At 56.4% G+C, this 13,944-nt stretch carries 9 protein-coding genes; 2 read left to right on the forward strand and 7 right to left on the reverse strand.

All coding sequences use genetic code 11. From position 1 onward, the window contains the following. The first annotated feature begins 11 nt into the window (after positions 1-11). Together rhlB and H097_RS11830 are read left to right on the forward strand one after the other, a co-directional pair. A complete protein-coding gene (gene rhlB, locus H097_RS11825) occupies positions 12-1,466 on the forward strand; it encodes an ATP-dependent RNA helicase RhlB (RefSeq protein ID WP_032859996.1) in 1,455 nt (484 codons plus the stop codon). A gap of 152 nt (positions 1,467-1,618) precedes the next feature. Continuing rightward, a complete protein-coding gene (locus tag H097_RS11830; RefSeq protein ID WP_032859997.1) occupies positions 1,619-2,746 on the forward strand; it encodes an FAD-binding oxidoreductase in 1,128 nt (375 codons plus the stop codon). 60 nt (positions 2,747-2,806) lie between these two features. Here H097_RS11830 and H097_RS11835 read toward each other — a convergent pair whose 3' ends face one another. The 7 genes from H097_RS11835 to H097_RS11860 form a co-directional block, all read right to left on the reverse strand. Next, positions 2,807-7,618 carry an RHS repeat-associated core domain-containing protein gene (locus tag H097_RS11835; protein WP_032859998.1) on the reverse strand — a complete coding sequence of 1,604 codons (4,812 nt, stop codon included), beginning with the start codon at positions 7,616-7,618 and terminating at the stop codon, positions 2,807-2,809. A gap of 30 nt (positions 7,619-7,648) precedes the next feature. Next, entirely contained in the window at positions 7,649-9,673 is a 2,025-nt protein-coding gene (locus H097_RS28180) for a hypothetical protein (RefSeq protein WP_156356790.1), read from the reverse strand. A 165-nt stretch (positions 9,674-9,838) separates the two neighbouring features. Continuing rightward, positions 9,839-10,291, reverse strand: coding sequence for a molybdopterin synthase catalytic subunit MoaE (gene moaE, locus H097_RS11840; protein ID WP_032859999.1), 453 nt, complete (start codon positions 10,289-10,291; stop codon positions 9,839-9,841). 2 nt (positions 10,292-10,293) lie between these two features. Then, positions 10,294-10,536, reverse strand: a complete 243-nt coding sequence (gene moaD / locus H097_RS11845; protein WP_032860000.1) for a molybdopterin converting factor subunit 1 — start codon at positions 10,534-10,536, stop codon at positions 10,294-10,296. Beyond that, positions 10,533-11,006 carry a cyclic pyranopterin monophosphate synthase MoaC gene (moaC, locus tag H097_RS11850; protein ID WP_032860001.1) on the reverse strand — a complete coding sequence of 158 codons (474 nt, stop codon included), beginning with the start codon at positions 11,004-11,006 and terminating at the stop codon, positions 10,533-10,535. Before moaC ends, moaD begins: the two co-directional genes overlap by 4 nt. A gap of 86 nt (positions 11,007-11,092) precedes the next feature. Then, complete coding sequence (locus tag H097_RS11855; RefSeq protein ID WP_032860002.1) at positions 11,093-12,487, reverse strand: PhoH family protein; 1,395 nt, start codon at positions 12,485-12,487, stop codon at positions 11,093-11,095. Between the two features lie 323 nt (positions 12,488-12,810). Continuing rightward, on the reverse strand, positions 12,811-13,935 hold the full coding sequence (locus H097_RS11860) for a polysaccharide deacetylase family protein (protein ID WP_032860003.1): 1,125 nt from the start codon (positions 13,933-13,935) through the stop codon (positions 12,811-12,813). Positions 13,936-13,944: the final 9 nt, after the last annotated feature.

Here is a 13,944-nt window from a genome sequence, read left to right on the forward strand (position 1 = left end):
CAATTGATGAGATGACCGTGCTCAAAGCACTCAAGAAGATGTTCGGTAAAAGCGAGGCTGAACCACTCGCCCCTGTTCCCAGCGCCCCTGTCCAAGCTCCCGGCAGCCGCAATGACGGTAAACAGCCTGGCCGAACCGCGCCCGTTGCCTCACCAAAACAGCCGCCAGCCGCTACCGCCGTGCAGCCCGCTGAACCCGCACACGTGGAAAAACCGCGCCGCGAACGTGCGCCAAAACCCGTGGTCAAGCCGTGGAAACTGGAAGACTTCGTGGTCGAGCCGCAAGAGGGCAAGACCCGCTTTCATGACTTCAAGCTGGCCCCGGAACTGATGCACGCCATCCAGGACCTGGGTTTCCCGTATTGCACACCGATCCAGGCACAAGTGCTGGGCTTTACCCTGGCCGGCAAAGACGCCATTGGCCGCGCCCAGACCGGTACCGGCAAGACCGCTGCCTTCCTGGTTTCCATCATTACCCAACTGCTGCAGACCCCGCCGCCCAAAGAACGCTACATGGGCGAGCCACGGGCGCTGATCATCGCACCGACCCGGGAGCTGGTGGTACAAATCGCCAAGGACGCCGCCGACCTGACCAAATACACCGGCCTCAACGTCATGACGTTTGTGGGCGGCATGGACTTCGACAAGCAGCTCAAGCACCTGGAAGCGCGGCACTGCGACATCCTCGTGGCTACGCCGGGCCGTTTGCTGGACTTCAACCAGCGCGGCGACGTGCATCTGGACATGGTTGAAGTGATGGTGCTGGATGAAGCCGACCGGATGCTCGACATGGGTTTCATCCCACAAGTGCGCCAGATCATTCGCCAGACCCCGCCGAAAAACGAGCGTCAGACTTTGCTGTTCTCCGCGACCTTCACCGAAGACGTGATGAACCTCGCCAAGCAGTGGACCACTGACCCGTCCATCGTCGAAATCGAAGCAGAAAACGTCGCCAGCGAAAACGTCGAACAGCATATCTATGCCGTGGCCGGTGCCGACAAATACAAACTGCTTTACAACCTGGTCAACGACAACGGCTGGGAACGGGTCATGGTGTTTGCCAACCGCAAGGACGAAGTGCGCCGCATCGAAGAACGCCTGGTGCGCGATGGCGTCAACGCCGCGCAACTGTCGGGCGATGTGCCGCAGCACAAGCGCATCAAGACCCTGGAAGGCTTTCGCGAGGGCAAGATCCGCGTGCTGGTGGCCACTGACGTGGCGGGTCGCGGGATTCATATCGACGGCATCAGCCACGTGATCAACTTCACCCTGCCGGAAGTGCCGGACGACTACGTACACCGCATCGGCCGTACCGGGCGTGCAGGTGCTGCCGGGGTGTCGATCAGCTTTGCCGGTGAAGATGATTCGTACCAGTTGCCGTCGATCGAGGCGCTGCTGGGGCGCAAGATCAGCTGTGAGACACCGCCGACGCACTTGTTGCGCGCCGTAGAACGCAAGCGCCCTTAAGCTGGAATGCGGTAAAAAATGTGGGAGCGGGCTTGCTCGCGATAGCGATAGATCAGTCAATAGATTCGGCGACTGATACACCGCTATCGCGAGCAAGCCCGCTCCCACATTAGTCTTGCGCTATCTTCAAGTACCTATTCCAGGAGGAACCCATGACCCAAGCCGACTACATCATCATCGGCGGCGGCATTGCCGGTGCCTCCGCCGGTTACTGGCTGTCCCGACACGCCCGCGTCATCGTGCTGGAGCGTGAGTCCATGCCGGGCTATCACTCCACCGGACGCTCGGCCGCCCTGTACATCGCCGCCTACGGCACCCCGCAAGTGCGCGCCCTGACCCTGGGCAGCCGCGAATTCTTCGATCATCCGCCCACAGGTTTTACCGAGCATCCATTGCTCACGCCCCGTGGCGAAGTCCTCGTGGATTTTATCGGCGACCCCGACGAGCTGCAGCGCCAGTACCTGAGCGCCAAGGCCCTGGTCCCGCCAACCCGCCTGCTTAGTCTCGAAGAAACCCTGGCGATGCTGCCCATCCTGCGCCGGGAGAAAGTCTACGGCGCGATCTATGACCCGACGGTTTGTGATATCGACACCGACGCGCTCTATCAGGGCTATTTGCGTGGTATTCGGCGCAACGGTGGCGTGATCCACACTAGCAGCGAAGTGCAAAAGCTCAACCGTGACGATCAAGGCCTGTGGCAAGTGCGCACCTCGCAGCAACGCTTTTGTGCGCCGGTCATTATCAATGCGGCCGGTGCCTGGGCCGATCATATTGGCGAACTGGCCGGTGCGCAGAAAATCGGCCTGCAACCCAAGCGTCGCAGCGCCTTTGTGTTCGCCCCGCCTGCCGGGCTGGATATTCATGACTGGCCAGAGCTGGCCGCCCTCGACGGCTCGTTCTACATGAAGCCTGACGCAGGCATGTTCCTCGGCTCACCGGCCAATGCCGACCCAGTGGAACCTCACGACGTACAGCCCGAAGAGCTGGATATCGCCACGGGCATCTATCACATTGAAGAGGCCACGACCCTGACCATCCGCCGTCCGGCCCGGACCTGGGCCGGGTTGCGCAGTTTTGTCAGCGATGGTGATCTGGTCTGCGGTTTTGATCCGCAGGTGGAGGGGTTGTTCTGGGTGGCGGCTCAGGGTGGCTATGGGATTCAGACCTCACCGGCGATGGGCCAGGCCAGTGCGGCGCTGGTACGTGGGTTGGGGTTGCCCGAGTGCTTGCAACAAGCAGGTTTGAGCGAGGCGATGCTGTCACCCAGGCGTTTTAGTTGAGCGGGAGCATGACGCAAACCCATTGGCGCCATGCTCCCGCTCCTGCCTCATCGGTTACCCTTAAAACAATTCCCCCAGGATCGGTTGGCGAATACGTGTCGCCTCGTCTCTGAATGCCTGGTAATAGCTGGCACTGCTGCTCGGCATATCGGTCAAACGGCTGCCCGTCGCTTGTGGCTGGGGCTGAGTCGAGAAACTTGATGGATCCGCCTCAGGAGCCGGAGTTGCGGGTGCCGTTTTACTTCTGGCTTCTATTGCCCGGCCAAAGTTGGTGGTTCGCAATGCAAAACGGGTGACACCGTAAATCTTGCTGAACGTGGTGATTCCCTGTTTATCGGTGAACTTATAGCTCAAACCCACCATGCGCTTACCTGCTGCCAGAATGCCACTCCCTACCGGGGTATCAAAAAAACCGGGGTACTTGATAAAATCCTTGGCCGCCCCGGCTTTGGCTGCTGCGTTAAAGGCCAGGCTTGCCGACGTGTAAGCCCCTGCCAGACTGACAGACCATGAAGCAATAGAAAATCCGAATGAAGCCCATCCCAGGTTATTGATGTGGCGCGAGCGGTCCCAGCCCATCTTCCTGTCGACCTCAGCGATGCTCAGCGCCGCAGTACCCAGTGTCCCCCCAACAACACCCAACCCCGAAGCGGTAGCCAGCGCGAGCTTGGAGGCAAGAACTATCATTGCCGTAGTAAGCGCTGCTTTCGCAGTAGCAGCGGCAGCAGCCGTAGCTACCGCGGCCGCAGTTGCCGCCGCCGTATACGCCGCCGCTGCGGCTATAACCCCCGGAACGGCGAACCCTAGAGTCACTATCGACAGCGCCAATGCCGCCCCGGTCAACGCCCACTTCAACCAATTCGGCCACAACCCACTGGGGTCGATCAGGTTGATCGGGTTGCCCGCACAGTAGGCATAACCGTTGATTCCCCCCTCATCAAATGGGCTTAGTGGGTCAGCTTGCAGAAACATCATCAAGTCAGGATCGTAGGCACGCTGGCCATTGCCCAGGAAGTAGAGATTGCTCGCAACATCCAGTCGCTGACCATTGAACGCCGGTAGTTGCAGGTCAGCCATGGTACGGACCTTACCGTCATCCAGAGGTATCTGCGCGTCGCCATAAGGCGTGTAATGGCGCCGTACATGAGCCCGCCCCGGGGCCGATACGCCGCGCACACTGCCTGCGGCATCATTGACATGCAGTTGCGGCCCATCCACGCCACCACTGCGCGCCATCACCTGATCCCTACCGTCGAAGTAGCGGATCTTTTTGCTCCCCTCAACCAGAACATCCAGGCGATCACCAGAGTACGCCAGCATCACAGGCGCCTCGTTGCCTCTGGAGGCGCTTACCTGGCGAGACTCGGCATCGTACTGGTAGCTGTACTTGAGGGGGCCGGCCTGTACTGCGGTCAGTTGATCAAAACCATTGTACGTATAGACCTGGCCTGAAGGCGCCGTCTTCACGTTGCCCGCCGCATCATAGGCCAGGGTGAAATCCTGCACCGGCCGGGTATGAGTCACCCGGGTCAGTTGGGTTGGGTCGGTGCCCGTGAAATAGCGCACGCAGGTGTCTTGCGTGCCATCGGCAAAGGTGGTCACCACCCGGGTGATGTTGTTGAGGCTGTCAAAGCTGAAATCCTGCCCGACGATGCCACGCCCCTGGTGATCCTTAGGATGTTCAAGACCTTCGCAACGGTACGTCTTCAACCGCAAGTAGGCGTCATAGGTGAATGTCTCACCGATCACTACACGTGAACTCGCATCCCGAAGAACGCGTGTCGCCAGCATGCTGTTGCCGTGATAGGTACTGGTCATCGTCTGCAACAACGCACCATTCTGCTCAAAGCGGCGCTCGGCTTCACGCCCCAGTGTGTCATAAGACACCCTGGTGACGACCTTCAGACTGTCGTAGGTGGTGGTCAGGGTCTGCGGCCGGCTAAACGTGTCGTAACTCTGTTCAATGGCCATGGCGCCGGCGGTCATTTTTGAAAAGCGCCCACGGGTGTCGTATACAAACTGGCTTTGCTGGCCATCGGCAGCGGCTTGATTTTGCAGGCGCCCACCGGAAGAGTAACCATACGTTGCAGTCAACGCCGTGCCATTGGCGGTTTGAACGTCTTTCTCCAGATACCCGCTCGCATTGTGAAACACCTCATGGACCAGGCTATTGGTCTCCGAGCGAGCCAGTGCAGCAGTAACCGGGTCATGTCGGTAGTGACTGATCGGTAGCCCTGTCATTTCGATCTTAGTCGGTACATCCAGCTCTTTGTCATAAGTCAGGGTCTGACGGCCACCACCAGGGGAGTTCATGGCGATAGGTTCCATCCAACCCGCTTCGTACTCCCAGGTCGTGGCTTGCCCTGTCCCGCGTACCTGGCTGGTCATTCGGCCCAGGCTATCGTAAGTACGGGCGCCCAACCGCTTGCCATCGATAGTGAGTGCACTGACCATTTCTCCACTGGTGCCTGGGACGTAGTCTGTTTTACGTGACCGTTGTGGGGTCCCATCTACCGGTTTTTGCGTGGCCGTCAGTTGGCGGTCGTACGGGTCATAAGTAAATTCGGTGAGGTTTTTGCTGACATCCCGTACTGACAGGCAACGCCCCAAGCCATCGTAGGTACGCGACTCCACTTCAACGCTGTTATTGGCCGTGTCGAGACGCTCCACCTTTACCGGCTGATTATGCCCATTGAAAGACGTCCGCAGACGCTCGCCGCCTTCAATGCCCTCCAGCTTGATATTGAGCTGCGGATCGTATTCATCAATCACCACAGAGCCATCGGCACGGGTCACACGACTGGCATTGCCCCAACGACTGTAGGAGTAGGTGCTTTTGAGCAAGCGTTGCCCGTCGGTCAGGTAATCGAAATTAACCACTTCCTTGATTTGCCCAAGCGCGTCATACAGCCAGGTCCCTGCAGCACGCTCCTGGTCCCCGGTCAACAGTTGAGCTTCGGCGACCTGACGCCCCAGGCCATCGTAGTAAGTGATTGAGCGGTTGCCTTGGGCATCGGTAGTGATCAGGTGAGCACGTTTGGTCGGCGTCGCAAAATGGTAGGCATAACGCCGCGCCGCTTGCTGCGGCTTGCCGGGGGATGCCGTTTCCGACGTCAACCGGCCACTGACATCGAACGCCAGGGCCAAGGTGCTGCCACCGTCTCGCGTCATCGACAATATACGACGGTTGACCAGTGAGAGCGTGCGCGCCGACTCCAGCCATTGCCCTTCACGCCCCTTGAGGCGGCGGGTTTCGGAAAGTGTATCGCCGGTAATGGTGTAACTGAAATCGCTGACCAACGACTGCCCGCCAATGGTGCTGGTGGTGCTCTTCAGCCGGCCGGCCAGCGCGACAGGTGTGTCGTAGTAAGTTTGTTGCATGCTGAACACACCGGCCTGGTTGCTCGACTGCTGCACGACAAAATAACTGTCGCCGGTTAGTGGCATGCGAGTGTGGGTGTACTCGGTGAGCCGGGCAGCAGGCGTACCACCAACCGGGATGAGGCGCTCTTGCTTCACGTAACGCTGGAACAGGTTATGAGGATCGGCCGGGCATTTGCCGCTCTCGCCAGTGATCGGGTAATAGCTATATTCGGTGCGAACTCCGGAAGCGTCGGTGCGGCTTAGTTCGTTGCCGTAGTCGTCGGTCTCGATACTCTCAATCACCGTCCTTGTTGGGTTAGCGGCCAGTACATATTGTTTGGTGATGGTTTTCGGAAGGTGGAGATTGGCCGGCTGCGCCGGAAAGAGCCCAGGTTTAGTGTTATAGGCAATGCTCGTCGTGGTCAACGTCCCCTCGCGCAGGACTCGCTCTTCGATCAGTAAGTGAAACTTGTTGTAGGTGGTACGGGTAGTACTTAGCACCGCATCATTGTTTTCCGAGTCTAGGTATTTTTCTTCTGTCCAATAGTCATAGGCACTGCCAACCAGATACAAATTGTCTTCGCCTTCACGAAAACCGCCGGCATAAGGGAACCCTGTAAAGTTAAGACCTGGGCTGTACCCATAAGTCCGGGTGATACGAGGCTGATTACTACCCGGAGTCAGCGTCCAACTGGACACTCGGGGGATGAACTGGTTATTTGCATATTGATGACCATTTTCTGTGTAGTTGATTTTCTCCTCCCCTCCCATAGGCAGCTGCATCCGATCGATCGCAACCAGGCCGTTACGAAACGGATCCCTGTACACAATATTATAGGCAGCTGTCCCGGGCGCGCCATTACGGTCATACGGAGCGGTGACCGCAGTGAGGCGGCCGTTAGACTGCGTAAACAACATACGCGCATAACGGCCGCCATCAACCCGGGCATCAGCCATTTGTAAGCGCCCACTCCCGTAAGTCAGTACCAGTAATTCTTCCTGCTTGTGATTGAGGATACGTTCCAGAGCCCCACTCTCGGAATAACGAAAGCTTAAGGTCTCACCGTTTTCGAATTTTATAGAAGTGATCCGATAAGGGAGGGTACTGTTGGTGCGCTGCAAAACTTCGATCGTGCCATCTTTATAAATCACATAGAGCGTACTTTCATCCGGGCGCTTCACCACCAGATCTTGGAGCTTTCGATCCTTGATAATCATCGTCCCTTTGACCGAGGGCATGCCTTGCGTCTGAAATTGCTCACCACTGAGTAAAGTAAGTTTTGAGGTAGCAAGATCAAACTCTGTGTTGCTCAATCGCCAGCCTTTTCCATAAAGCGAGCTCTCGGGACCGAGCATTGAGAATGACAAAGCAATACTGCGATTGACCTCAAGAGCTCCTTGAGGGGACAACTGCGCCAAGTTGATTTGACAACCGTATTGACCAGTACGCGGATCGACCGACCCACTTAAGTATGAACTGAAATTAAAAGCATTGGAGTAAACATTCATGACATGCTCCCTACACTAATAAAACCCAAGTCAATTCTCATAATCCGCCAGCAAAATTGTATTCCAGTCTTCACGTATCACAAATGAGTGCTCACAACCATAGTTATCTATTAAGCGCCAAGGTGTTCCGGCATTTCCCTGACTGATGGGTCTTTCTGTAGAAAACCATACCGCACGCATGATTGTATTCACACGATTAAACTCAATATAGGGATTATCCCAATGACCGGGGGCGTCCCGATGAATATCATTATAACGAAGCCTCAATCCGGGTATATTCTTAGAGACAACCACCCCCACCTTTCTATAAACCTTACCCGACCTTTGGCAAAAGGATGTATGAAAATAATCCCCCTCATGACTAACTTGCAGAGGCGCATCCAGTCCTGACTGGGAGACAAACCTCAAACCCGAAGGAGGCAACCAATAATAAACATCAATATCAATCTTCCAAACCCCATCCCAAAATGGGTCATCCCTGGTCTGCCGAAGATCAGCAACTTTCACTCGATAAGGCCGCTGAGGGGAGATATGCAACCAACTATTGAAATCCGAACTTCCATCCTTGAAGTTAGTTGTATAGACCTTGCCGCCTACAACTATCTTAGCCATAAACCGTCGAGACTCAACAGAAGAGCCTGCCAACAGCCGCATATAACGATCAATGACCTCTATTGAAGCTGGTGAGTCTGCATGCCTTTGCGGGCCTTGCTCTCCTGCAGGTTCTGCACTACGTTCCCAAAGACCGATTTCATATATATTTTTATTCGTATCACACGCCCACCCTAGCGGAAGCGGCTGGTTCACATCCGCCGAATAAGCCGTCACCGTCACACTGGCTTTTTCTTCGGGGGTTAAGGGTACAGCCTCCCATCCACCATCTACCGTCTCACGCTCCACAACGACCTCAATGCTTACTTTACACTGATGTCGGCTATTGGCATAAAGAGCGTTAGTTGAATCTTGCCCATTGGGAAGTGTGATGCGGAAAAAATGAACCTTCCTTTTCAGTGGTACGGGCACTATCGACAACCGATTGCCACTCTCATACGGCACTATCTTGAATATATGGAGTGTTCCGAAATTGTCCCGAAGCCGCCAGTTACTTTTTGAATCAAGATGCGGAAGCTCAGGTATCGTCGTTGTAAGCTTAGCTGCACACATGATGCTAGCATTTATTCGCCGAATGACCGGATTTGAGCCCGGTTCTATATCAGGAAGCTGCTGGTGGACCGTATCTAAATACCAATATAGTGCGGCTGGATTTTTGAAAACCCCTCCTTTAAATATCCCCGAAAAACCATAAGAAGTTTGAAACATCAACCCCTCATTCGGCACAAACAACGGCTCAATCAATCCATAATTATCAACAAAACGCAAACCATTTACACCACTCCAGTAGTACACATCCACATCGAGTTTATTAACCACATTAAAAGCATTATAGTCGACCGTTTCTGTAAGCTCGGTAGATAGCAACTCAGGCGGCAGGACAGGCGCAACAAAGACCGATGATTGAAAATCCGTCGGCCATTCGGAATAGCTATTGGTGACGTTTTCCCCATCCAAGATAATTGTCGCCATGAACTGCATAGGTTCGAGAGATGCATTCTCTTCAACACGTATGTATCGCTTGACAATTTCTATGCGCGGATCGGCAACAACACTTCTTGGTACTCGCTCACTTAAATCTTCCCCTGTACGATTCCAAAGCCCTGGATCGTATTTATTTTTCTCCGTATCACATATCCATCCGACCGCTTTACTCTCATCAGATGCCGTTGGTACCGGTACAATTTCTACACTCGCACGCTCACTATCAGTCAACGGAACGTTACCCCAAGTGTTAAACCGGCCGACGACCTCCTTTATAACCTCAACAACGATTTCAAGCTGATGATGCCCATTGGCATAAAGCGCATCCGTATAATCAGTACCGTCAGCAAACCTGACATTAAAATGTGCAAGTTTCATATTAGCCGATTGCCTGATCATCTCGCTCTCCCATGAATTTCTATCCGAAGAAATAATAGAAACCAGCCAAAAAGCACGCACTTTTATGCCAGATCCTTGGAAAAAGTAGATCCTAAAAATTCAAAGAAGATAACTGTCAGAATTGACAGTCAAGTAGCTCAATTCGAAATAACTTCAACAATCGTCATAACCGTAAACCACAGACGTGGCAGCTTGTTTATACAGGCACCATCGACTAATCAACAATCAGGCTTTCCAACGCCCCGCCGCCACATGATCACTGTCCCGCCCCTCAACCCACCGCGCCCCTTCACTGGTATTTTCCTTCTTCCAGAACGGCGCCCGAGTCTTCAGGTAGTCCATCACAAACGCACAAGCATCAAACGCGGCCTGGCGATGGGCACTGGCGGCTGCGACGAACACAATTGGCTCGCCGGGCTCCAGGGCGCCGATGCGGTGCAGCACTTCCAGCTTGAGCAGCGGCCAGCGCTGCTCGGCTTCGATGGCGATCTTGGCCAGGGCTTTTTCGGTCATGCCGGGGTAGTGTTCGAGGAACATGCCCGCCACGTCGAGACCGTCGTTGAAGTCGCGTACATAACCGACAAAGCTGACGACCGCGCCCACGCCGACATTGGCCGCGTGCATCGCGTTGACTTCAGCACCGGGGTCAAAAGCCTCGATCTGTACACGAATGGCCATGTTCAGCCTCCGGTCACGGGTGGGAAAAACGCGACTTCATCGCCCGCCTGCAGTGGCTCGTCGAGGGTGCAGAGTTCCTGGTTGCGCGCACACATCAAGCTGGCCTCGTTGAGCACCTCAAAACCTGGATCACCTGCCAACGCCTGGCGTACGGCATCGACCGTGGCAAAGTTGCCTTCCATTTCCAGCGAGTCCAGGCCTACCGCTTCGCTGTAGCGGGCAAAAAACAGTACGTTGATACTCATGCTTGATCCGCCTTGAAATGCCCACTCTTGCCGCCGAGTTTTTCCAGCAAGCGAATGTTTTCGATGGTCATGCCCCGGTCGACCGCCTTGCACATATCGTAGATGGTCAATGCGGCGACGCTGGCGGCGGTCAACGCTTCCATCTCCACGCCGGTCTGGCCGGAGAGCTTGCAGCGGGCGACGATGTGCACGGTATTTTCCCCTTCGGCGGCGAGTTCAACCTTGACCCCGGTCAGCATCAGCGGATGGCACAGGGGGATCAGATCACTGGTTTTTTTCGCGGCCTGGATCCCGGCGATGCGGGCCACGGCAAATACGTCGCCCTTGGGGTGGGCGCCGTCGACGATCATTTGCAGGGTCTGGGGCAGCATGCGCACCCGCGCTTCGGCCACGGCTTCACGGAACGTCACGGTTTTGTCGGTGACGTCGACCATATGGGCACGGCCCTGGGAATCGAGATGAGTCAGCACGGGGATACTCCTGATCAGAAGCCCCGATTGTAAACCCAACGCAGATCAAAATGTGGGAGCGGGCTTGCCCGCTCCCACACTGACGGCTACAGGTGGGATTCGGCGTATTCGGCCAGAATCGAGCGAGGGACGCCCTGCAAGGCGATGTGCACGCCGTTCGGGAAGTCCTTGAAGCGTTCTGTCAGGTAGGTCAGCCCGGAGCTGGTCGCGGACAGGTAAGGGGTGTCGATCTGTGCCAGGTTGCCCAGGCACACCACTTTGGAACCGGCGCCGGCACGGGTGATGATGGTTTTCATCTGGTGCGGTGTAAGGTTCTGGCACTCATCGATCAAAATCAGGCTCTGCTGGAAGCTGCGACCCCGGATGTAGTTGAGGGATTTGAACTGCAACGGCACTTTGCTGAGGATGTAGTCGACGCTGCCATGGGTGTTTTCATCATCCATGTGCAAGGCTTCGAGGTTATCGGTGATCGCCCCCAGCCACGGCTCCATTTTTTCTGCCTCGGTGCCGGGCAAAAAGCCGATTTCCTGGTCGAGGCCCTGCACGCTGCGGGTAGCGATGATGCGGCGATAGCGCTTGGTGACCATGGTCTGTTCGATGGCGGCGGCCAGGGCGAGGATGGTTTTCCCGGAACCGGCAGCACCGGTCAGGTTGACCAGGTGGATGTCCGGATCGAGCAGCGCGTACAGCGCCAGGCTCTGGTACACGTCACGCGGTTTCAGGCCCCAGGCCTCCTGGTGCAACAGGGGTTCCTGATGCAGGTCGAGGATCAGCAGCTTGTCGACCTGGATCTCTTTGATCCAGCCCACAAAACCCTGTTCGTCGATGATGAATTCGTTGATATGCACCGCCGGCAGGTTGTCGATCAGCTGTACCTGGTGCCAGGTGCGGCCATGGTCCTGGCGGGTCTCGACCTTGCTGACGCGGTCCCAGAACGAGCCGGTCATGGTGTGATAACCACGGGACAGCATCGACACGTCATCGACCAGTTGGTCGGTACTGTAGTCCTCGGCCGCGATCCCACACGCTCGTGCCTTGAGGCGCATATTGATGTCTTTGGTCACCAGCACCAGGCGCAGGTCCTTGTCGCGCGCGTGCAGGTCGATCAATTGGTTGATGATCTTGTTGTCGTTGAGGTTTTCCGGCAGCAGGCTGTTGGGCTCGCTGCGCTTGCTCATCAGGATCGACAGCAAGCCCTTGGGGTCGCCCTTGCCACGCTGGATCGGTACGCCGACTTCAACATCCTCAGGCGAAGCTTCACCCAGGGTCTTGTCGATCAGGCGGATGGCCTGGCGGCATTCGGCGGCCACGCTATGGTGCCCGCTTTTGAGCTTGTCGAGCTCCTCAAGCACGATCATGGGGATGGCGACGTGATGTTCTTCGAAATTAAGCAGCGCGTTTGGATCGTGGATCAATACGTTGGTATCAAGCACATAAAGGATTGGCTGGTCGGAAGAAGGGGTACGTCCATGATCATCCATACTCGGTCACCTTTGTGGGAGCCAGTCGACGCAATACCACAACAGTGCTGCGCCTCGATTCGACCGCCGGATACACCGCAAAGGGAGTCTGGGAAGACGCCACCTGTGGTGCAGGTTTCGGCGATCTGACTTCGTAATACCGCAAAACCCATGACAGAAAAAAGCACTTTGACGCTTTTTTGAAGTTTATTTTTCAGGATGACGAATAGCACTAGCCGAGTGCCCGATGCACCGTTAAAGTCGGAAGTCCGCCTGCATCGAAATGTCGCGGCAAATCGCCCCAGAAACCCCTCATCCCCAACAGGGCCGGGCATTTGCGTTTTTCAGCGAAACGCCTCCCGACACGCCTGCCAACCCAACCCACTTTGCGCCGTGGCCTGTAACAACAGAGGCAATGCGACCCGTGCCTTGTCCTGGGTGTCATGGAACACAATCACACCTTTGCGCCACAACAACATCAGCGTCAAAACGCGATGAGCCGACTCCTCGGCCTTGAGCGACCCAGGCTCATCCTGGGAGTCGATATCCCACAGCGCCACTTGCAGGCCCTGGGCCTGGAAGAAGCCCTGGCTGTCGGCCCGGCGCTGGCCATAGGGCGGGCGGAACAGCGGCACGTAGTTTTCCGGCAGCAGGTTCTGGGTCAGCGCGGCGCTGCGGGTGATGGAGTCCTGCCAATCGACCCAATGGCTGTGGGAACGATATTGCCAGCCCTGGATACCCACGCACTGGCCTTGATACAACGCCTGCACATCGGCGGCCGAAGTTTTCTCCAGACGTGTTTGCAGGCTGTTGCCCAGGGCAAAGAAGGTGGCCGTCATTTTCTGCTTGCGCAGGTAATCGGCCAGCCAGTCGGTATTACCGTTGACCGGCGCCGGGCCGCCGTCAAAGGTCAGCAGGAACAGCCGGTCGTTAAGCTCATCGCCATTGCGCTCGAAATCACCAAAACGCGCGACTTCGCTGCTGATCTGCGGGAACAACGCGGCCTTGCGCAGCAACTCGTCCAGGTAGCGCTGGTGAAACATGCGACTGGGGCCGGCCCAGCCTATATAGAAGGATTGGTCGCTGACTTCAAACTTGCCGGCCTGCTCGCGCAGGTCGTCCATGTTTTCCACCAGGTAGCAGAACGAGGCGTCCTGCTCGCAGCTTTGCTGGGCGAACGTGTAGTTCTCCAGCAGCCGTTGCCACAGGTGGCGACGCAGGTCATCGACAGCCCCCCGGTTGATGATCTTCAGGCCCAGGCGCTGCTTGAGCGCAGGTTCGTCCAGGGCCTCACTGACCAGCAGAGTGTTGGCGAACATCAGGATTTCGGCGCGTGACGCCACATCGAACAGCGCCGGGCTGCTGAGTTTTTCCGGCCAGGTGCCGCGGTCGAGGCTGGCGACATCCACACTGGCCGCCTGGGCGCCCAGGCACACCAGCCAGGCGCATAAGAAAAGCGCAATTCGCACAACGGGTCC

Source organism: Pseudomonas sp. FH4, assembly GCF_000510915.2.
GTDB classification, from domain to species: domain Bacteria; phylum Pseudomonadota; class Gammaproteobacteria; order Pseudomonadales; family Pseudomonadaceae; genus Aquipseudomonas; species Aquipseudomonas brenneri.